The organism is Anaerocolumna jejuensis DSM 15929 (genome assembly GCF_900142215.1).
GTDB lineage: Bacteria > Bacillota > Clostridia > Lachnospirales > Lachnospiraceae > Anaerocolumna > Anaerocolumna jejuensis.
The window spans coordinates 1-22,871 of the sequence record NZ_FRAC01000028.1 but is presented as its reverse complement, the minus strand read 5'-3'; the positions used below and the strand labels follow the sequence as shown (position 1 = coordinate 22,871).

17 protein-coding genes, 2 tRNA genes and 1 rRNA gene are annotated in these 22,871 nt (G+C 38.7%); all 20 read right to left on the bottom strand.

Translation table 11 applies throughout. The features are described from left to right. Window positions 1-111: 111 nt before the first annotated feature. On the bottom strand, window positions 112-1,287 hold the full coding sequence (locus BUB77_RS22550; RefSeq protein ID WP_073279276.1) for an aminotransferase class I/II-fold pyridoxal phosphate-dependent enzyme: 1,176 nt from the start codon (window positions 1,285-1,287) through the stop codon (window positions 112-114). A gap of 560 nt (window positions 1,288-1,847) precedes the next feature. Then, on the bottom strand, window positions 1,848-2,477 hold the full coding sequence (locus BUB77_RS22545) for a biosynthetic peptidoglycan transglycosylase (protein ID WP_073279275.1): 630 nt from the start codon (window positions 2,475-2,477) through the stop codon (window positions 1,848-1,850). Window positions 2,478-2,769: 292 nt separating this feature from the next. Continuing rightward, window positions 2,770-4,428: a sensor histidine kinase gene (locus tag BUB77_RS22540; protein ID WP_073279274.1), complete on the bottom strand. Its 1,659-nt coding sequence runs from the start codon at window positions 4,426-4,428 to the stop codon at window positions 2,770-2,772. Window positions 4,429-4,673: 245 nt separating this feature from the next. Further along, complete coding sequence (locus tag BUB77_RS22535; protein WP_073279273.1) at window positions 4,674-5,555, bottom strand: carbohydrate ABC transporter permease; 882 nt, start codon at window positions 5,553-5,555, stop codon at window positions 4,674-4,676. Between the two features lie 11 nt (window positions 5,556-5,566). After that, window positions 5,567-6,505, bottom strand: coding sequence for an ABC transporter permease (locus tag BUB77_RS22530; RefSeq protein ID WP_073279272.1), 939 nt, complete (start codon window positions 6,503-6,505; stop codon window positions 5,567-5,569). Between the two features lie 67 nt (window positions 6,506-6,572). Further along, window positions 6,573-8,102, bottom strand: a complete 1,530-nt coding sequence (locus tag BUB77_RS22525; RefSeq protein WP_073279271.1) for an ABC transporter substrate-binding protein — start codon at window positions 8,100-8,102, stop codon at window positions 6,573-6,575. A 114-nt stretch (window positions 8,103-8,216) separates the two neighbouring features. Beyond that, on the bottom strand, window positions 8,217-10,442 hold the full coding sequence (locus BUB77_RS22520) for a glycosyl hydrolase (RefSeq protein ID WP_073279270.1): 2,226 nt from the start codon (window positions 10,440-10,442) through the stop codon (window positions 8,217-8,219). 19 nt (window positions 10,443-10,461) lie between these two features. Beyond that, window positions 10,462-11,382, bottom strand: coding sequence for an ROK family protein (locus tag BUB77_RS22515; RefSeq protein WP_073279269.1), 921 nt, complete (start codon window positions 11,380-11,382; stop codon window positions 10,462-10,464). Beyond that, on the bottom strand, window positions 11,379-12,836 hold the full coding sequence (locus BUB77_RS22510; protein WP_073279268.1) for a family 1 glycosylhydrolase: 1,458 nt from the start codon (window positions 12,834-12,836) through the stop codon (window positions 11,379-11,381). The genes BUB77_RS22515 and BUB77_RS22510 overlap by 4 nt, the downstream gene beginning before the upstream one ends. 58 nt (window positions 12,837-12,894) lie before the next feature. Continuing rightward, window positions 12,895-14,325, bottom strand: coding sequence for an amidohydrolase (locus tag BUB77_RS22505; RefSeq protein ID WP_073279267.1), 1,431 nt, complete (start codon window positions 14,323-14,325; stop codon window positions 12,895-12,897). A 189-nt stretch (window positions 14,326-14,514) separates the two neighbouring features. Next, window positions 14,515-16,104 carry a response regulator transcription factor gene (locus tag BUB77_RS22500; protein WP_073279266.1) on the bottom strand — a complete coding sequence of 530 codons (1,590 nt, stop codon included), beginning with the start codon at window positions 16,102-16,104 and terminating at the stop codon, window positions 14,515-14,517. A 172-nt stretch (window positions 16,105-16,276) separates the two neighbouring features. Next, complete coding sequence (locus tag BUB77_RS22495) at window positions 16,277-17,044, bottom strand: zf-HC2 domain-containing protein (RefSeq protein WP_073279265.1); 768 nt, start codon at window positions 17,042-17,044, stop codon at window positions 16,277-16,279. Window position 17,045: 1 nt separating this feature from the next. After that, window positions 17,046-17,531 (bottom strand): RNA polymerase sigma factor, encoded by a 486-nt coding sequence (locus tag BUB77_RS22490; protein ID WP_073279264.1) that lies wholly within the window; start codon window positions 17,529-17,531, stop codon window positions 17,046-17,048. 338 nt (window positions 17,532-17,869) lie between these two features. Further along, entirely contained in the window at window positions 17,870-18,829 is a 960-nt protein-coding gene (locus BUB77_RS22485) for a helix-turn-helix domain-containing protein (protein WP_073279263.1), read from the bottom strand. A gap of 292 nt (window positions 18,830-19,121) precedes the next feature. Then, window positions 19,122-19,577 carry a GNAT family N-acetyltransferase gene (locus tag BUB77_RS22480; RefSeq protein WP_073279262.1) on the bottom strand — a complete coding sequence of 152 codons (456 nt, stop codon included), beginning with the start codon at window positions 19,575-19,577 and terminating at the stop codon, window positions 19,122-19,124. 495 nt (window positions 19,578-20,072) lie between these two features. Beyond that, window positions 20,073-20,987 carry a helix-turn-helix domain-containing protein gene (locus BUB77_RS22475; protein WP_073279261.1) on the bottom strand — a complete coding sequence of 305 codons (915 nt, stop codon included), beginning with the start codon at window positions 20,985-20,987 and terminating at the stop codon, window positions 20,073-20,075. Between the two features lie 402 nt (window positions 20,988-21,389). Beyond that, window positions 21,390-21,884 (bottom strand): helix-turn-helix domain-containing protein, encoded by a 495-nt coding sequence (locus BUB77_RS22470; RefSeq protein WP_084124616.1) that lies wholly within the window; start codon window positions 21,882-21,884, stop codon window positions 21,390-21,392. Window positions 21,885-22,217: 333 nt separating this feature from the next. Next, window positions 22,218-22,288: transfer RNA gene (locus BUB77_RS22465), tRNA-Cys, on the bottom strand. Window positions 22,289-22,335: 47 nt separating this feature from the next. Further along, window positions 22,336-22,407: transfer RNA gene (locus BUB77_RS22460), tRNA-Asn, on the bottom strand. 97 nt (window positions 22,408-22,504) lie between these two features. Further along, window positions 22,505-22,871: ribosomal RNA gene (locus tag BUB77_RS22455) — 23S ribosomal RNA — on the bottom strand; the annotation flags it as partial.

Genomic DNA, 22,871 nt, shown 5'->3' with positions numbered 1-22,871 from the left:
TTCCCTATTAACTTAAACGTATTATAAATACATCTATATGTACTACAAATATAAAACTCTGAATTTTCTCAGATTAAGTATTTAAAGTTTTTATCCGGCATTATAATACGGCTATCTTACGGTACCGAACAGTCCGCTGTCTCGTATCAAATCTAATCCCCTTATTAATACCCCTTCCTCCTGCACCAGTGCCATTCTCACATGTCCTTCTCCGGAAGGTCCAAAAGCGCTTCCGGGAGTTACTAATACCCCTGCCTTTTCCACCAAGTCCAGGGCAAATGTTTCTGAACTGCTGTACCAGGCAGGTATGGCAGCCCAGACAAACATGGTAGCTTCCGGTTTTTCCACCTTCCATCCCAGGGCAGTCAATCCCTCACACAAAATATCCCTGCGCCTTTCATAGGTCCTTCTGGTAACCTCCACACAGCTTTGTTCCCCCGTAACGGCAGCAATAGCTGCTTTTTGCAAGGGCAGGAACATACCATAGTCCATATTGGATTTCAGGGTCTTAAGGCGGGAAATGACCCCGGCATTCCCTAAGCAAAAACCAATTCTGGCACCTGCCAGACCATAGGTCTTGGATAAAGAGTTAAATTCCACTCCCACATCTTTCCCGCCGGGAAAAGCGAGGAAGCTTCCCCCTTTTCTATCTCCAAAGACCAACTCACTGTAGGCATTATCATGAAGCACAATAATATCATATTTCTTTGCAAAATCTATCAATTCCCTATAAAAGGAATCCGGCGCCAATCTGGTTGTGGGATTATTCGGATAAGAAACAATCATAAATTTTGCTTCCCTGGCTATTGCTTCCGGAATATCCTGCAATTGGATGATGTATCCATTCTCTTTTTTCTGAGGCATGTAATAGAGTCTGGCCCCTGCCAGCCTGGGCCCATCTGCAAAAATAGGATAACAGGGGTCCGGTACCAAGGCTAAGTCCCCTGCATCCAGGATGGATAGGGAAATATGTGCAAGCCCTTCCTGTGAGCCTAACAAAGAACAGATTTCTGTTTCAGGCTTCAGATTAACGCCGTATCTGTTTTTATACCAGACACTGACAGCCTCCAGTAAATCCTCCTGATCATTTAATGCATAAATATAATTCTTCTTATCAGAGGCAGCATCTACAATGGCATCTATTATATGCTGTGCAGGAGGAATGTTCGGTGTCCCCACACTTAAGTCAATAACTTCCTCGCCTTCAGCCATTTTTCTTCTTTTTATTTCAGACAGTCTGGTAAATATTCCATCTCCAAACTGCTCCATTCTTTTGGCAAACTGCATGGTAATACTCCTTTAAGTACGTATTTTCCTATGGTATATAGAATAACTGTGTAATAATTCTTTGTTGGCATATTATAATTATACACTTTCATTGCATATTATCAAGATTAAATTTATTTTACGGTATTTATAGGAACCTTGAATTTCCGTTACCTGAAAATACCTGCCATTCTGCTTTGCAATTTATAAAGTATGATTTATTATAAGAATATACGGAGAATGTACCAAGGAAATAGCATAAGGCAGCTAGAAATTGTTATTGTTATATAGAAATGGATTTGATTATTCTGGTGAATTCGGGATGCCTTGTATTGCGAATACCGCTTTCATTAATTGTAGTTATTACTCAAAATCATGATATTCTATGTATCACGTTTCACTTACGGCACATTGGAATTGCTAAAAAAGAGACTATGTTATTTCATAAAAAACATAATCTCTTAACTTTAACCATATGATAGCTTTATTTGTTTTAAATTAATCTCTCTGTTTACCACTTAATACCCAAAACAACAGGGCATCAAACCTGGAACTATCAACCCTTACTCCGCATTTTAATCTCAAGCTATGCTTCCTCTGTAAACATGGGGATTGTAGTTATTCGGGCTTTTTATCGTCCAGACAAGTGCTTTGATTTGTGCATGAGATAATTTTAAAGGATTTACACCATAATAATGTTTTGCTGCTTCCTTTAATCCATAACAGCCTTCCCCGTAATAAGCAATATTGCAATAGAGTTCCAATATCTCATCTTTGGTAAGTTCTTTTTCAAGATGGTAAGCAACAAAAAGCTCTGCTACCTTTCTTTCATATTTCTTTTCAAAAGAAAAGTACATATTTTTTGCAAGCTGCTGGGTAATGGTGCTGCCCCCTTGTGAATAGCTTCCTGCAATTATGTTATTTGCCATAGCCCTTGCAGTAGAAATCGGGTCAAAGCCAAAATGATAATAAAAACGTCTGTCCTCCGACTTTAACACTTGTTTTATATATTCTTCCGGTATCTTATCAAATGTAATATAATCTTTTTTTTGCTTGATCTCCTCTATTTTGTCCTGTATACTCATTGTTTCCGTTGCATTTTTATACATTTCATATCCTGTAAATACGACAGGAGATATTTTTACAATACCGGCAATTAAGCCGATTATTACAAGTACCAATATATTGATTCTAATTATTTTATTTTTCATTAAAACCACTCCCTTCATACTTTGTATTTTCAGTATAGCAGTAAAAGGAGTGCAAAACCATCGTTTTTCCTTACAATAAACTAACAAACTTGTAAGATTAGTACGAGTGGTCTTATAAGCCTTACGCAATAAACCAGTATAACCAGGATTGCAAAGCATCTAAGAAAAAGAATGGTCTTTTGTTACCGGAAAGGAGGTTAAAAGAAAAGGTGTAAGTGGAGTGCATCAATGACTTGCGGAATGGAGATGAGGTCACCGCGTTTTTTTAGCTACCGCAAGGCAATTGCCGTGGCTACATAGGGTGAAATGGTATCCAAATGTCCGCACGTGCACCGGCTTCCTCCTGATTACTTAGCTCTATTTTTCCTCTATCACCATACAAAATTTTAATTCTTTGTTCCAAATTAACCAAACCAATATGATTATCTGAACCCCGTGTATTATTTATCTCAGCTTTCAAGTATTCAGCGGGATATCCCGGCCCTGAATCATAATATGTCACATGCAGCTGACTTTCTTCCTGCTCCGTCTTTAAATAAATTAAGACCTTATCCCCAAATCCAACTGCATATTTTATTGTATTTTCTATTAGAATCTGTATTCCCATAGGCAAGAACTCAACTTCCTGCTCTTTCAATGTATTCTGCAATTTATAGCAAAAAATATCTCCATACCATAATTCATATATATGCAGATAATTTTCAACATTCTTTAATTCCTCGCTGAGTTTCACCAGACGAATACCATCTTTAAACTTGTATCTCAGGTAATCTGACACGTAAACTGTCATTTGCTTTATCCTATCATAATGCTCGGACTCCACCATATAATAAATGGTGTTTAAGCAGTTAATAAAGAAATGAGGCTTAATCTGCAGCTGCAAGAATTCCAGGGAAGCCTTTTGCTTTTCTAGTTTTTCTTCATATAAATCTATTTTAATACTTTCTAACTGCTGGTTTAAACGATTATAGATTTCGGCAGCATTGCTTAACTCATGGAAAGAATTGTCCGCCATCTTACGGGCAGGCTCTCCTATCCCTTCAAGTTCCCTGGAAAAATTATATACAGGTATCAATACCCTTTGTACAATATACATCAGAATACCTACACTAATGAGGATGAAGCCTGCGGATATTCCTAAAAATAACACCTGAATATTGGTAATCTCGCCTAATACACCATAGGCATATGCGACTACACGAATACTGACTTCACTGTTATTTATAGGCATATCTGCTGTGATGTATCTGCTGTAAAGCCCCAAAAAACTGTTATGCTCTATGTTCTTCTTAACATACTTATTAACCGCTGTCAATGGTTCCCCATGCTCAACCAATAGTACAAAATCTTTTTTTGTCAAAGAAGCAACTTGATTGATACTTAAAAAATGATTAACAGGAACATAGACACCTATGATTCTATCCATGTACCGGTAACAAAGAATCATATACTGCTTATTATTAATTGTAATTTCGGTCCATTTTCTTGGTGCTTTCTCATACAGTTCTCCGGATTCTCCCAATTCCTTAATGGTCCGCCTCATTCCAAAAATCTGTTCTTTTGATAAATTTACCGGCATTCCCAATTCCACCATTTCCTTATTTTTTTGAAAATAAAGAAAAAAGTTAAAGTTTTGCAGACCATTTTCCCGCATTGTGCTATATTCCGACCCTAAATCATAGTAATAGTTGTATGTTTCAAGCTCATCCTTCGCCAAACGGATATAATCCATTTTAGTACTCATTAACGTCTTCAGCATTTGATTCTGAATCTGTTCCAGGCGGTTATTCTGCTCATTTCCATAGCCTTCTGCCAGATGGGTAATATATTCCTGGCACCATTTGTGTACTTTACTCGTACCATATAATGCTACGCCAAATACAATTACCAAAATTAATCCGCTTACTGCCAACAGTTTATTCACTTCTCTTAGTGTGTACTTTTTTTTCATATTCTTTATCTTCCTTTACCCATAGGAATATGTTGGTATCTTCTCCCTGAACCGGTTTTTTAGAATATTGTAAGACAGTTATTTATTCACGTCAATATACCAATAATGCTTTACAGCTCTCTTATATTATGCCTGTAATAAAGCTAACTAACAAGGGGGATGCTGCACTTGTTTTGCGCCGCATCCCCTTTTTCATATTACTACAATTATTATCAATAAAAATATATCTTTACGTTACTTCCAGCCTATCCTTTAACTGCTCCTACGGTCATGCCCTTTTGGAAATATTTCTGCAGAAAGGGAAAGATTATCAATATCGGAATCATGGCAATAAATGCAATGGCCATTCTTACTGTAGTAGCGGGTATTTCTGCTATAAGTGCACTTCCTACACTGTTGGAGGACAAAAACTGCACATCCGTAATCATCATATTAATTAAGTTCTGAATACCATACAGACCCTTCTCATTTACATAATATAATCCATTCGTCCAATCATTCCAGTAATTTAAACCGGCAAATACACCCATGGACACCAGAATAGGCTTACCCAAAGGCAGTACCACTGTTAAAAACACTTTAAACTCACTGGCGCCGTCAATTCTTGCTGCTTCATACAAAGCGGAAGGGATATTGGCTTTAAAAAAACTTCGGATAATAATAACGTTCATTGCGCTTAACATAAATCTCGGCAGAATATAGGCAAAGATAGTATTCTTTATATGAAATATTCCCGTCCACATGAGATATTGAGGCACCAGACCCCCGCTGAATAACATGGTAAACACAATATAAAAGGTAAAAAATTTCTTTCCCGGCAAATTGTCCAAGGACAGCGGATATGCCAATAAAGAAGCCAATGTCAGGTGTAAAAAGGTACCAGTAAAGGTTACCAGTATTGTGATCCCATAAGCCCTAAAAATCTCGGCCTTCGAACCCCAAATATACCTATAGGCATTCAAACTGATGTCCTTCGGAAAGAAACTATAGCCATTTGCAATCAGACTGCTTTCATCTGTAATAGAAGACATAAACAATAAAAGAAATGGAATTACTGCTATTATCAATATGGCGACCAGAACACTATGGCAAAATATCTGGGTCTTGGTGGATTCTTTTGATTTCATATGCAACCTCCTTAGAACAATGCGCTGTCTTTATCAATTTTACGAACGATCAGATTAGCTGTAACAACAAAAATAAACCCTAATATGGATTGATAAAAACCTGCGGCTGCAGACATTCCAATATTACCAATCTGCAATAAAGAACGGTATACATATGTATCAATCGTATCAGTTACGCTATATAATGTACCTGAGTTTTGTGGCACCTGATAAAATAAGCCAAAATCACTATAAAAAATCTTGCCTACTGAAAGCAGCACCATGGTAATCATAGTTCCCTTTAACAGGGGGATTATTAATAGACGAATCTGTTGCAGCTTGGTAGCCCCATCGATTTTAGCAGCCTCGAACATAGCCTCATCCATACCAAGGATAGAGGCTATATAAATCATGCAACCATAGCCTACGCCAATCCAGCAATGAACAAAGGTCAGAATAAATGGCCAATACTTCGGTTCACTATACCAGGTAACAGGCTGGAGCTTTAAGCCTTCTAAAACAGTATTGTTAATAAAACCATAATCTGAGTTAAAAAAACCATATACCATATAAGCTACAATAACAATTGACATAACATACGGAAGCAGTATCGCACTTTGATATACTTTCCGGGCTTTTTTGTTCCTGATTTCACAAATACAGATTGCAAAGAATACGCCTAAGAGCAAATCCAATAAGATAAAGCTGATATTGTAACACATCGTGTTTTTGGTTATTTTCCATAAATCATCTGACTTAAATAGAAACCCAAAATTTCTCAGCCCTATAAAGTCACTGCCGAATAGCCCCTTTTTCACATTATAATTTCGGAAGGCGATTGTAATACCGGCCATTGGAATATAATTATTAATAAAAAAATACAACAAACCAGGAAACATCATAAGATATAGCGGAATATACCGTTTCATTTTTCTTAAAATATGCCCTGTTTCTGTTTTCGTTCTTGCCATGTCAAGTCTCCTTTTTATAAATGCGGATTTGTGCTGTGCCAATCAAATCCGCATTTATAATAATTGCCTATTTATTGCTTATAAAAGCATCCAACTGTTTTTGCTTTTCTTGGATAACAGTATCTATCCCTGCCTTTTTCAAATCCTGATTCATTTTTTTAATGGTAGCCTCCGGTTCCGCACTGCCTGCGGTCAGGGCATTTACATATTGTCCCAGTACGTTGGAGATAGCTGCCATCTCATTCGTAACGGGGGTAGAATCAAAAACAAAACCAAAGGCTTCTGATTTGAAAGATTGTTCGTTAAAGCTCTTGAAATTTACCCATGTGTCAGGATCACTGCCACTCCATAAATAGGTTAAAAATTCATTGGGAATTTCCCAGCCAAGGTTTAAATGATATCCACTGGTTTTGCTGTCCACACCTTCCGGATAATTAATGATTCCCTTGTCCTTATCTTCAAATACATAGTCTTTCCCTTCTTCACCCCAGTTAAGCAAATTATTGAATTCGGGACTGGTATAAGCAAAGTTCAAAAATTCCATAGCTTTTTCGGGATTCTCACAGGAGCTGGAGATTCCCCAGGAGAAAGTCGAGATCTGAGAAGTGAGCGCCATTGGCTCTTCCAAAGGAACAACTGTTAAATCATACCCTGCGCTTTGCTCCAATTCAACTTCTGCGGTAGGTGTATAGGAATAAGGAAAGGAGAAGCAGGTTCCTGACTTCATCATGCTTTGCTTTGACTCCGTATTAGTAGCACCGTCCTTTAACATATATCCCTTCTGATTCCACGCATACATTAATTTACTATAATCCATGTATTCATCCGACTCAAATAAATTGGTCACTTTGGTACTATTCTTAGGGTCCATAAGTACACCACAATAATTATCAAGCTGGTCATACCACACATACTGGTTCGGATACCCATTAGAGGAGGACTGTGTTATAAACATTGTCATATCCGGCTCCTTAGCCTTTACGGTTTCAAAAACCGGAGTCATATCATCTAAGGATTTGATTTTGCTGGTATCTATGCCATATTTTTTTATAAGGTCCGTACGCATTACAATTGAAAATTGCTGCACATAATCACGATTCATTGGGATACCGAACATCTTGCCATTCATTTGAATTGCCTTTGCCGTATCAGGCATGGCTGCAATAATATCCTTCCCATACTTGTCAATTAAATCCGATAATTCATATATATAGCCTGCATTTAAGTAATTTGCTGCCAATGAGCCCATTATCATAACTACATCATAATCATCTCCCCCGGATAATGCCAACTGACATTGTTGTTTGTAATTACCGAAATTAACCATAGAAATTTCGATTGTCATATTAAGCTTTTCCTGCAATAATTTGTTCATTGCATCTACCACTCTCTGTTGGTCTGGCTGTTCGGTGCCTGCCATTAAGATCTTAATATGCTCCGTTTTTTCATTTTTAGCCTGCTTGCCTGCATCCGGGGTGCTCTGGGCGTTTTCTGCGGAATTGGCATTGTTATTCTTCTTTTCCTGTGAGCCGCATCCGGCTAATGCCCAAACTCCAACCACAACAACCATTATAAGTGCCATAAGTCTGCGTTTCATAAATAATACCTCCTTTTTTATAGTTAAATAATATCAGAATTATCTCAGACAGACTGCAATAATTCTGTCTATTTCATGCAACAATTCATACCCATATGGGAGCTGCCTGTCTTACTATCCACGTACAATTACACCATAATTACAGGGCAACCTTAACAGCAGATAATACAAATGCTCTTCTGCTTTAATAACCTCTGCCCTCTGAACAGTTCCGGTAAAGGTATCCCATACTTCCGGCTGTTTATCCGCTTCGACCGCCACCTGCACCGTGACCTCTTTATTACCATAATTCATAAATAGCGTATTTCTCTGTCCGTTTTTTATGTATCTGGTAAACATCACACCTGTTATATTTTCTCCGGTATGCAGATAGGGGTCAATTAAGTAGGACGGATAGCAAAGGTGGTTATTCTCCGTCCCCTTACTTCCCTGTACAATTTTAACTGGATGGGGAATTTTCCTGATAACTTCACTGCAGACAGCCTCTTTATCTTCTATCGGTAATAACGTAATTTTTCCCTGCGCTTTCATATTCCGGAATGCTTGAATCACTTCACTATCCGCACTTTGCGGCATAGCCATGGCAGGCAGCTCATCCAACGCAAGAATATGTCCTCCCTCTTCTGCAAATTGCTTCAGTAAGCTTACAGCCTCCACTGGCAATACCCGGCACATCGGCAGGATTATTAACGAAAAACGCTGGTCTGTTTTCGTATTTACCATTATTGCGTTTTCTGTTTTAAAATTTTCCAGTGCATCCTTGTGTAACAGTTCAAAATCTATATTGGCAGATAAAAGTGCATTCAAAAGCAGCTGCAGTTCTCTATCCATTCTCGCAGCCTGCTCATTTTCCAGAAAAGCTCCTTCTGCAAAGCCATGAGTATACAGCAGATTGGGCTCGTATTGCAGCCAAAAGCTTTCCATGGGATGGTATACCAGCACCTCCATTTCACTGCAGCCACCGGTCAGGGCATAATGCAAGCGCCTGATCATGGCATTCCCTTCCTTCATACGGCTCCACCCCTGCCACTGAAAAAATTGTGACGGCGGCCAGTCATTTTTCCTGGCACCTCTGTCCGAATAAAAGAAACCATGATTGATGATAGTTTTCATCCCCATCTGGTACATCCAAGTCACCATGCGGATATATTCTTCAAAGGTAATATCCCAGCCACAGCCTGCAAAGACCTCCACTGCTGTCATATCCTTCCCATAGGAATGGGCACCGGATGCAGTATATTTAATATTAAGACTGCCAATGCCCTTACCAAGATGGTCCGCCCCAGGTATATCCAGATACTTGTTCTGTCTAAGATAATCACCGCTGTATCTGGCATGCCCATATATCGTTTCCTCTCCCAAAAGATGCGCAAACAGCTTCAGATTATTTGCTTTACACCATTTATGAATCTCACCGAAATATCGTGTCTGATAAAGATAAGCAACAACATCAAAGTAATCACACCTGGTTCTCCCTGGTGTTTCTCCCGGTATAATCAAATCAGCAAGACGGGGAAGTATGCTGTAGCCTTTCCTATCCTGAAAAACCCCGGGAAATTCTTCGCACCATGGCAACGGGTTGCACATCCTGGTTTCATCATTGAATACCCCTGTAATAGTAGTCCCAAATTCCGTCTGGTAATACTCCCGGTATTTCTCGTAGGTGGATTGTAAAAATGCCCTTGTGGCTTCACCGTTTATATAACTAACCTGCCCTTTTCCGCCGTACTCATAAGCGTCCACCTGTACCTTGGCTACATAAGCCACCGCATCCCTGTCTGCCTGGAATTCTAATTCCGGTCCAAAAATCAGGTACTTAAAATATTCTCTGATATCATAGGCTTGCATGGTTACTTTATCAAAAATAAAAATATTATAATCAAATTCACCCTTTTCAACCGTCTCCGGGTTTCCTGTGATACGCTTTCCCGTTACACTCTTTAACTGCGCCCGAAAAGGCTTTCCGGCAGGAATTTCAAATTTTTGAAAGGTCAGGTATTGCTCTCTGTATTTTTCCTCAAGCGTAATGGTCTTATTACAGGTACCGGCGGGCCAATCTATCTCATCGTACAGCCATAATGGCTCCTGATGCTTTTTCTTATATTGCATTACCGTATCTATTTTATCAAACCAGTCTTCATCCAAATAGCCGCCTATATATCCCTCTCCTCCATTGGTTCTTGCATGAGGAATGGTACAGGTTACTCCAATCTCCGTTTTCATTTTCAGCTGGCGCAGCAATTCCCTTTTCTCCAATTTATCATTCCAGAACCATAGAGGTATTTCTGCCTCCTCCAGTTCTTTTGCTGCCTGTGGATTTTTCCAAACCTCTCTGTCCATAAGATTTCTCCCTGTTTTCCTAGTCTGCCCTTTCTTTCTTCTCTTCTATCTCAAATTTAAGAATGGCACCCAGTAGATTCGAATCATTTCGGTATTTGCATGGGATAATTCTGGTATGCAAGAAATCAATTCCCTGAAATATGTCCATGCATAGAGCATGATATTTTTTACTTAATGCTTTTAAAAACCACTCTTCCTCGGAGATACCCCCACCGATACATATCACTTCCGGATTGAGGCTTACCGTAACAGACATCAAATGAACAGCTATTTTAAATAACCATTCGTCTACAATCTTTCCAGCAGACTCATCCCCCGACAGATATAATGCCGTTACCTCATGACCATACTTTACCTGCTGTTGTTCCATTACCCTGCTATTGTAATTATTTACAAGCCCCTGCACAGAAGAAACCCTGCCTCTCTTCCAGGCCTGCTGTTTCTTTTCATCGGTTATATACGGTATAAAATGAAATTCTCCGGCAAATCCATCTACTCCATATACCACATCCTCACTATTGCAGATACATCCGCCGATACCTGTTCCTATAATGAAAAAAGCTGAGCTTTGTGTTCCTTTGGCGTTCCCAAGCTTTAATTCACAAAGTCCTGCTGCCTTAGCGTCATTAATAACCGTTACTCTATTCCCCGTTCTGGATGCTATTTCCTTAGCAATATTGCTTCCTCTGATAGGGTCCAGTTTCGGAACGATAAATGTCTGAATCACATAATCACTGTCAATCAATCCAGGTGAACATACCCCGATACCATTTACCTCTTTGCAGTCTTCCATATTAGCACAGATATAATCAAAAAATTCATCCTTGTGGGTGATTTCAAGGGTAGGAATCTTCCAACGCTTTTCTATTTGATAGTTTTCATTCACAATACCGTATTTAATGAAGGTACCCCCAATATCAATACCTAACCATTTTTTCATAGATCCTCTCCATTACTATCTATGCATTTTTTATACCAGGAGAAGCTGTCCTTCTTATAACGCTTTTTACTGCCATGGCCGGTTTCATCCTGGTCTACATAAATTACTCCATAGCGTTTGCTCATTTCAATAGTACCGCAGGAGATAATATCAACAATTCCCCAGGCAGTATAGCCAAGCAGATCTACTCCATCGCTGACAGCTTCTTTCATTTGTTTTACATGCTCTCTCATATAAGCAATACGGTAATCATCATGAATACTGCCATCCTCTTCCAGCACATCACGGGCTCCGATTCCATTTTCGGCAATGAATAACGGCAATTGATACCGGTCATACATTTGATTCAAGGATATTCTCAGACCAATGGGGTCAATCTGCCATCCCCATTCACTGGCCTCCAAATATGGGTTCTTGTTGCCGGATACTAAATTTCCGCTGGCCTTTTCCTGCTGAACGTCTGTTGTAGTAGTCATGGACATATAATAGGAAAATGCCAGAAAATCCACGGTATTTGCTTTTAACAGCTCATCATCTCCCTCCACCTTTTGAATCGCCACCTTTAAGGAATCGAACATTCTATCCGTATAAGACGGATATTTTCCACGTGCCATAATATCCGTATAAAAGTAATTTTTGTAATTTTCTTCGAGAATGGTCTCCATTACATCCTCTGGCTTGCAGGTAAGCGGATAGGTCGTAAATCTGGCAATCATACCACCAACCTTAGAACCCGGTAAAAGCTCATGTATTTTTCTTATGGCAAGTGCATTTGCTACAAACTGATGATGTGCGCATTGAAAAATTGTACTTATATAATCTTTTTCCTGGTCTTTAATTATACAGCACCCATTGTAGGGATTAAAACGGGAACAGTTAATTTCATTAAATGGCAGCCAATAATCCACTAAATTGCCAAAACCCTTTGCTATAGTTTCAACATAATTTACATAAAATTCTATCGTCTTGCGGTTTTTCCACCCACCATATTCATTGACCAGATGCACCGGAATATTATAATGAAGAATCGTAGCAAATACCTTCATTCCTCTGTTATGGCATTCCATAAACAAATCTTTATAAAACCTTAACCCCTCTTCATTGGGCTCCGCATCATCTCCATTGGGGAATATTCTCGCCCAGTTGATGGATGTCCTGAAGATTTTCATATTCATTTCTTCCATCAAGGCCAAATCCTCTTTGTATGTATGATAAAAATCTATACCAAAACGGAAGGGATAATGCTCGTCTTCCTTTTCTGCCAAGGCTTTTGTAAAAATTTCAGAGGTCATATTAATATTGCGGTTCTCCGTCCTCCTGGTTTTATCCCATTTTGTATCAAAATACCTTAAATCCTGGGTATCGACTCCTTTTCCTCCTTCCTGCCATGCTCCATCTGCCTGGGAGGCTGCAATAGCCCCTCCCCATAAAAATGATTCCGGAAATTTTTTCATTGTCAAAGTCCTCCTTCTATTTTAAATCCTGCATGCCGCATCTGCTTACAGATTCAATTCATTCTCTATCAATTTGAGGTTTTGCATCCTCTGGCATCAGGGATACATATTTTTGTTTGCTGGATTTCAGCTCCAGCTCCGTTTTTGCACTACTGATAAGCTCCGGATGCAAAAACATATCAGCCGCTGTACATGCCAATATTTTTGATGCGTACAGAATCCCTTTATGCATCAGGGAGGATTTACCCTGGGCAACTGCCTGCCAGGTATGCATCTGCGTGCCCGCTGCCCAAGTCGCAGTGTGAATCTGTGAGGTAGGACAGATACGGCTTACATCACCTACATCCGTAGAGCCGAACAGTAAGCAGTCTTTGGCAGGCCTGGGCTTTACAAACGCGTAGATGTCATCCTCTTTATGCTTTAAAATCTCATTTACATCCACAGCTCCACTCATTAATTCCTCCAAGGTTTGCTGTTGATCCTCAATGGTGCTTTTGAATCTGGCGGCATACCCGTATTCTTCTTCCGAGTATCCGGTTAAGGGAAGTGCCTGTAAATTCTCAAATAAAGCGCTGTCCAGAACGGAATTGGGCAACAGGCTGGATACTCCCTTATGATAATCCACTTCCACCTGGGTTTCCGTCATTAAGGCTGCTCCCTCTGCGATTTTGCACACTCTGTTATAAATATCCAATAAGCTATCCGGTTCCGGTGAACGTAAATAATAAAATACACTAGCATCCGCCTGTACTACGTTAGGAGATTTCCCGCCTGCATTGGTAATGGAATAGTGCATTCTGGTCTCCTGGGGAACATGCTCTCGTAAAAAATTAACTGCTACATTCATAAGTTCTACCGCATCCAGGGCACTTCTCCCAATATGCGGCATCCCTGCGGCATGTGCACTTTTACCTTTAAAGCGGTAGGTCACCCCAATTACCGCCAGTGTTCTTCCAGAAAACAGGCCTGTAGTATCACATGGATGCCATGATAATGCCGCATCCACCCCTGCAAAGACTCCTGCTCTTGCCATAAAGCATTTCCCGGAGCCTCCTTCTTCGGCAGGGCAGCCAAAATAAATCACAGTCCCTTCCAGGTGCCTTTCCTGCAAAAACTTTTTAATTCCTATTACAGCTCCCAGACTTCCCGTTCCCAGCGCATGATGTCCGCATCCATGCCCATACTGCTTCGTACTATCTATTTGCTTTTCCAGGGCATCCTGTACCTGGCTCATACCATCCAGGGCATCATATTCCCCTAATATTCCTATTACCGGTTTTCCCTGTCCGAAAGCAGCTTTAAAGGCAGTATCCATTCCTGCAATGCCCTTTTCTATCTCAAAACCTTCCTGTTCTAATATCCCGCACAGCTTTTCTGCTGCCTTAACCTCATGAAAAGCAATTTCAGGATTATCCCAAATATAATTACTGACTTCTTCTAATAAAGCCTTTCTTTTGTCCAGCTCTGCTATAATTTCTTCATAAATCATACGAAACCTCATTTCTGTGCTATCCCGGCACAAAGTCCATTATTCTCTGTCTATAAAATAATTATAATATTTTTGATTTTTCTCAGCTAACACACATAAGACCCTTTTATAATACAAATCTGTTCATTCGAAATAATTAAAAAAAATAGCTGCAAGGTTATAGTGCCTTGCAGCTGCTTTCTGTTCCTTTCATATTTCATTCCTTTTACGATAAATTGCGGGTGTTACACCGGTAATTCTTTTAAATATTTTTGAAAAATAAGAGAAGTTTACGAAACCTACCCGAACCGCAATATCACTAATTGACAACTCCGTACTGGTTAGCATCATCTGCGCCTTCTCAATTTTCCGCTTCTGAATATATTCGCCCAATGATATTCCCTTCTTTTTGCGAAACAGCCTGGATATATAATCGGAAGATAAAAAGAACTGGCTGGATAGCTCCTCTCTGGTAATGGTTTGATCAATATTCTTATCTATATATTCCAATAGCTTATCCATAAGCGTTCTGGATTGCTCTACCAAGCCCATCTGCCGGCAGGACTCATCAATCAGGAAAAATAGATACTTTTGCATATCTTCCACTGAATCAGATGCTTTATTGAACAATAGCTGGTTTTCATTATTCACCAGAAACATATTAACAGCTATGTTTTTTTCTTTTAATATTGCATATGCCATCTGTTGGATATCCATTCGCAGGCATATAAGAAAATTATAATTTATCTCCTTGTGCAGCATCGCATTCTGAAGAAAAAAACGAATACTTTCCTTCAGCTTTTCACGGCTGCGTTCCCTAAGCATTATCTCCCAGTCCTGAATCTGCTTCAACTGATATTCCACTTTTTTAACATAGATATCTTCTTTGCGCAATACCACATTGTATTTCCCCACATAGTCCTGATTCATAATTTCCAGCTCTTTTACCTTATCCGGTACCTGATATAAGCGGCAGGAGCTTCCAATATAGATAACATTATCGTATTTCAGAAAATCTCGGATAAATTGCATACATTCCATGCACTTCTGATAGATAAATTCTAATGAAGCCTCTTTTTTATCATGAGTGCGAATAATTACAAGCCACATTTTTTTATCGTTTTTTATAATCGTTTCTATGCTTGCGCACTCGCCTCCCAGACATTCTTCCATAATGTTGCGGATTACAAAGGAATAATTAAACTTATCAGCAGTATTATATTCCTCCGCATCCACTTTAATCAAAATGGGTAAAAAAACTGTATCCTCACCGCAATCCACGCCGAAACCAGCCGCCTCTTTCAAAAGGACTACCTCCTGTGCCGGTAATACCTCTTCAATTAACTCCCTCCAAAAGTATTCCTTTAGAGATTGTATCTTTTTTTCATAAGTAAGCCGTTTTTCCCGTAGCTTCTGCTGGCTTTCTTCATATTCACACAGCTTAATTGCCTGGATTACTGCTTTCTTCAAGGTGTGTGCTTCTACTGGCTTTAGCAGGTAATCTATGCTTCCTAAACGTATTGCTTCCTGTGCATAACTAAATTCCGCATAGCTGGTAAGGAATATCACCTGTCCTCTCCAGGCCTTCTCTCTCGCTTCCTTTACCAGCTCCAGACCACTGCCCCCAGGCATCTCAATATCACAGAGAAGAATTGTTACCTCTTCTTTCTCTAATATTTCCAGGGCCTGACTTCTGCTATAGGCTGTATAAACATCCTTTATTCCAATTTCCTTCCATATTGAAGAATGTGCTAATCCTCTTACAATATATCGATTATCATCAACAACCAGAACTTTCATTTTATTACCTCAGCCAATGTACTTTTGATTATTATAATGTGCATATTTATGAGATGTAAGTGTCTTTATTGTAACCGTTCCTTCTTCTTTTGGCAATCAATAAACCTCCTTGCAATACGATGCTGCTAAAAGTGTCGCCTCTTTTTTGACCAGAATTTAAATAATTCAGAAATCAGAAAATGCCTTTCTCTTTTCTAAAATGTCCAATTATAAAGCAAAGTATGGCACCTCCCAGATATGATAAAGAATCAATCCATTCCAGACCGGTTTGATAAATTTCATTCACAGAAACCTGGTTTGAAATAGCATTTGTAAGGGCAGAACCAAATATAGCAAAAAGCAACAGTATACCAAGGGTACGCCACATATTTAATTTTATAATCTTATTAATTAATATTACAATCCATATTATCGCCAGCCAAATCAGTGTTATCGGTAAGGCATATACTGTAAACCAATGAATTGGTCTAACCAGATAATTTTCATTAACAACATACTCTATCATGTATAGCAACGGCAGCACTAAAATGCTTGAAACGAATGTCGATGCAATTATTTTATTCCTTTTACTGAATATGGCAGCCAATACAGTGATATAAAGGAAAACTATGCCGCCATCAACAATTAAGGACCAGGTCAATTTACGATTAACTGCTATATCTACGATAAAAGAAACCAAAATACCGATAATTCCAATGGACCAGGCGACCCCTTTTAGTAAATATATTTTTTTTGTTTTATTTAAAAAATTTTCTAAATTTAATTTCTTGGGAGCCTTCTCCATATTCAAGCTTCCCATCATTTCATCACGCTCTCTTGCACAGTCGGCGCAATTAGAAAAATGATTCTCCAGAATTTGGTTTGTTTCCGCACTGGTAAGCTTATCAATATAATTTGGAAGTAAATCCTTCACAACTGCACAATCTATTTCTTTATTCATTTTAGGTCCTTCCTTTCATAATTTTTTGTTTTCCGCGATAAAAAGTTACTCTTGCCCAATTTTCATTTTTCTCTAATATTTCACCTATTTCAGAAAAACTGAGTTCACCGGTAAGCCGAAGATACATTACTTCCCTTGTCTTATCATCCAGCTGATGTAATCTTTTAAATAATTCGACCTTATCAATATTTTGAATATATTGCGCTTCAAAATTCTGATTAGACTCCATTTCCTCAATAGCATCAATTGGTACAATCTGATGTTTTCTTTTTTGAAGCTCCCTATACCATAATCGTTTTCCTATCTGGCATAGCCATACAGATATTTTACATTCACCCCGAAATTTATGTATCCCTTTCGTTGCCTGATAGAAAGTTTCCTGCGTAAGCTCTTCCGTTAGGTTTGCATCATGGGTTAAGCAGAATAAATATTTATAAACAACAGCTGCATTTTCCTTATATACTTGTTCCAGATCCTGCTTATCCATTTTTTCACCTCCTCAAAAGATAAGTGCAGTAAAAGTCTATTTCGTTACAACAAATTGAAATATTCCTAATCATTTTAGATATTTATAAATCCAAATCAAGTTCATTATAGCACATATGCCTTAAATTATCCTGCATTATGCAGAAGCTCTGAATCTACTATTTTAGCACAAACACAGAAAAGGTATAATCTATGCTTTTCAAATTGGTCTGTCATATCTGCCTTGGAATATGGCAAAGAAAGCGGCAAATAAAAAAATCCCTAAACCTTACTAATTTCAAAGTTTAGAGACTTCTTTAAGAGAGTGATAACAGCCAGATTTGTGTGGCCATATACTGGTTATTTCCTGCCTGTCCCAACCAATTCTATCGGAACAAAGATTTCAAGCTGCCTGTACCCCAATCTTTTATTTGTATCTTTGGGACCGACCACATGCCACAAATGGCGATGCCCCGGCCGTTCGTCAAGTTCAAAGGATTCATGCTCCGAAACCCATGCCTTTATGCCCTCATAGACCCTCATGCCATCGCTGTAGTCGTCTTGCCTGCATATCCCCGCAGCATAGAATCCCCCTTCAAATTCAAAAATTTCAAAACCTTTGGTATCTTCTTCCGTCACCCAATCTTCAATAGCATACCACCATATGGATACGTTGCGCTCTTCGTCCCACCACATAAAATCACGAGGGAAGAAGTGGTCCTTCCGTTTCATGTCAAGCCTGGACCACAGAATATCGAACCGTCTCAGCGTCTCTTTATCGCCTTCCCCCGACGTGATCATCCTGCATTTCGGCAATTCAATAATTCTGACGTCCGGCTTCTTTTCAAGTTTTTCAGTAACGTCTAAAAGACGTTTTACCGTGGATGGATTTCCGCCGTAATCCACATTCACAAGTTGCCGCTCAACTTCCCTGGCTTTTTCATAAAGCAATTTGACATCGCTTCCGTTGTAAAAATCAAATTGCTCAATCTGCCTTATAAAGTCAATGACAATTTCCTTTAACTCATGCAGCAGCGCTGCTTCATCATCAATATCAGTTACCTTTTGACCGAGGATTTCAAGTACGACTTCTGAGCCCTCGGAATGGAAAATCCTTTGGATATCCTTTATTTTGATGTTCAGTTTACGCAGAATCAGGATTTGCTCCAACCGCTTAATTGCATTTTCATCATAGAGCCTGTAAGCGTAATCGTCGCTTTTTGTGCTTTGAATCAGGCCCATGTCTTCATAATACTTTAAAGCCCTTGTGGTAATGTCATACTGTAACGATACCTCGCGGATTTTTATAAGTTTGCCCATGTTTACTCTCCTATCACGGCTTAGTAATTCCATGATACAGTACGACGCAACGGCGTAGTCAAGTAGCTTTGTATAAAAATAGGAAACGGGATTCGAACTATAGACCCATCTTATAAATACTGAAAAGAAAGAGGTTCCATCTTATCCGATTTATGTACACATAATAGTTTACATATTATATAAGGAATATTGAGTCATAGACTTGCTTAATTATCAGCCGGCATGTTCCGAACAGACCCGAAGCAAGCCGCAGCGAAATGCATCGCTGGGCAGGAAATCCATAAATTGGCATCTACCGTTCCATTAAAAAGCGAAACACTTTAACATTTCCATCCATCTCGGTTCCATCTATTTTAAATCCACACTTCTTAGTGTAAAAAGCAATATTCTCCTCTTTGTCTGCAGGTGTTACTAATGTTACTTTATTCCAGTCAGAGTATAAATCCAACATATATTTAAAGGCTCGTGTACCAATTCCTTTCCCTTGAAATTCAGGAATTATACAAAGGCAGCCGAGATAATATTCACCATTTCCTTTATTTGCAACTGAAATAGCTCCTATGGGAAAATTATCATAGCAGATAATCAGTTTAGGGAATTTCTCTATGGATTCTTCCATACTCCCTCGGGTCCTGCCATAAGCAGGACATTCACCATATTTAATATAATCATTATAGAATGACGCATTATAGATGTTTATTAACAGGTCTGCATCTTCTTTTTTTGCGTTAATATATTTTAAATCCATAATACTTCTCCTATTCTATCTATTTACATATTCGTTATTTCAAACACTATTATAACATATTAAAAATGTAAGTAAACTAAATTTACCAGAGGTATGTGTATACCGATTATCCATATGAACTATTTGTTCTAACAAATGGCAATCTTCTAAGCTGATTCATTAGAACGTCAAATAATGAAGTATCTCCATCTTCCTTAAAAAATCTCCAAACTCTTTTTTTCTGGGTTTGGAGACCATGATCAGAGGGGCGGCAGCCAAATTTGAACTATTTGAACATTACCAGAACCCGCATAGAAAGGAGTGTCTTCAATCTCTGATACTGGCTGCACTTGTTTTGCACCTGATATTCATATAAAAGGATGCGATAAAAATACATTTCATATAGTTGCTGGACTTAATGGGAACCAATATATTGTTTGATCAGTAAGAGCTGGTCTCTAGCTTAAAATAGTGACCAGCTTTTCCTTGTATATCATCACTTACTTATGTCACTTGTCATCCATTAGCACTTTTCACATCGACTTTCATGTTATCAATAACTCTTCGCTTCTGTTTCACCCACTCATTCAAAATCTCTAAAGAAAAATCTTCCTTCCCAAATATAGATGTATCTGGTTTCAAAATTATCTCCGTACCCGAAGGACCTTCTAACTTATTAGTATAAAGTTCATGCTGGGCAATGCCGCGAATAAAGTCTTGACGAAAAATCTTCCCATCCCTTTTTACAATGATTTGCAAGGCTTCACATAATGAATTAACGGTCTGCAAGCCCGCTTGTATAAGGTCGCCCATTTGACTATATTCTGCATTAGTTAACGGGCCTCCAGCTAATATTTTATCCAATACAGCTTTACTTGCATGAAAATCTTCTGACAAGGGTAAGCCTCTTCCATTATCACTAATTTTTATTCTGCACTCTGACAAAAGCGTAATTTCTATGCTAGTACAAAATCCAGCCTTAGCTTCTTCAATTGATTGTTCAAGAAATTCAAAAGCAAGCTTGTGCATATTGTGCTGTAACGAGCTTATTGCTTCCATATTTGTCCTCCCGTTAATAGTATCTGGTACAACATACTTAGGAACCGCATACGAAGTGAGATGCTTCCTAACAGTAGTTGGCGTTGAACCAAAGAGTTGTGTAAAGGCGCGTGTAAACCCTTCGTGAGAGTCAAATGCATATAATATTGCAACATCGAGAACCTTACGCCCTTCCAGCAATGAAACAATCGCATATTGTAATTTGCGAATGCGAATATAGCCAGTAACTGGCATTCCCATTGCGTCAGAAAATAGTTTGCTGAAATAGAACGGACTATAACCTGCTAACTCAGCTAAAACACATAAATTTATTTTTTCATAAATGTGTTCATCTATATAGGCTAATACTTTTTCCAATATGTCGCTATTCATATACATTCACCTCCCAGTAGTATCAAGTTGCTGCCGGCAACATAACTATTATATCAATTATTTCAGCGGTGTTCTTGACTTCATATATTATAAATTTGTAATAGTTTATAGATATAATTAAGGTAAACATTTTTTTATATATTCTTATCTGTCTATTTTTCAAATTCTAGCACCATAATACCACCGAATAAAATTATAAACTGATATTCCCATGTGTACTACTATCTCATAGCTTATTATCTGCACATTGTTAAAAAGACTTTATCTCTAACAACCAAAGGGTCTCTAAACCTATGCATTTTCAAGGTTTAGAGACCTTTTTTTGAGAGGCGGCAGCCAGTTTTAACTATTCTTCGTCTATTTTTACTCTTAATAATTTATTTTTTACTTTCGATGCATATTTTAACTCATAGGCAGGAATTCCCTTTTTAATATCTTCCGCAATAGCATCCATTTCTTTTTTAATTTTTCTTCGTCCGCATACCATCCAAGTACTATTGACTTTTCTCCCCAAAATGCACCGTTGTTAACACCAATTAACCAGTATTGGGGTTCATCCGACCTTGCTTTAAACATTACCTGTGAAGCAAAAACTTTATAGCAATTAACAATTGATTTCCCGTCAAATGATTTTATTGTAATCTTTCCGGTAGGTGCAATTATATTTTGAGAGAATGGTTTTTCACTTATTGCATTTCCTGTTTCACCCAACATTAAATAGTCTAACGAAACGTTCAGTTCATGGGATAAGATAAGTAATTTCTCTGTTTCCGGATAACCGCTCCCCTGTTCCCATTTAGATATCGCTTGACGACTTACTCCAATTTTTTCAGCTAACTCCTCCTGAGAAAGTTGTTTCTCTTTTCTTATTGATTGCAGATTATCTGCAAAGCTCATATTTTCTACCTCTTTTCTTTATGATTTTATGTTAAGTATAGTGTATTTTTAAATAGTTTCAACCAATTTGAGATTGCATTTCCGCAACCTAAATTTGCGAATAATAAAATTATACTTTTTAAGGCTAAAATTGAAGAAACTGGTAACTCACCCTGGTGAACTGAAATTCCTCAAGTGGTCGGATATCATTCCTCAACCCAACGCTCAGAAACTTGCCAGAAAGCGAACCGGATTTCAGACAGCGTTTACTCTCCAAAATGTTTGCATCTATTTTCGGACATACAAAGAAATCTCCAAATCCTTAACTTTAAAGATTCAGAGACTATTTATGAGAGGCGACAACCAGATTTGAACTGGTGATCAGGGTGTTGCAGACCCATGCCTTACCACTTGGCTATGTCGCCATATACTATTTTGTTTTTAAATATATATAATTCTTTACCTAGAAAAACTCCCCGAGTAGGGCTCGAACCTACAACCCCACGGTTAACAGCCGTGTGCTCTACCATTGAGCTATCGAGGAATACGGGACTTATTGTAATACTTTTTAATTAAAAAGTCAATACCCATTTGCTGTACTTTTATTCTACACATTGAACCATCCAAATTAAAACCATTTTTAGGTCAAGCCCTCGACCTATTAGTATTAGTCAGCTGCATGCATTACTGCACTTCCACCTCTAACCTATCCACCTGATCGTCTTTCAGGGGTCTTACTAGCTTATGCTATGGGATATCTCATCTTGAGGGGGGCTTCACGCTTAGATGCCTTCAGCGTTTATCCCTTCCCGACTTGGCTACCCGGCCATGCACTTGGCAGTGCAACCGGTACACCAGAGGTCAGTCCAACCCGGTCCTCTCGTACTAAGGTCAGCTCCTCTCAAATATCCTACGCCCGCGCCGGATAGGGACCGAACTGTCTCACGACGTTCTGAACCCAGCTCGCGTACCGCTTTAATGGGCGAACAGCCCAACCCTTGGGACCTA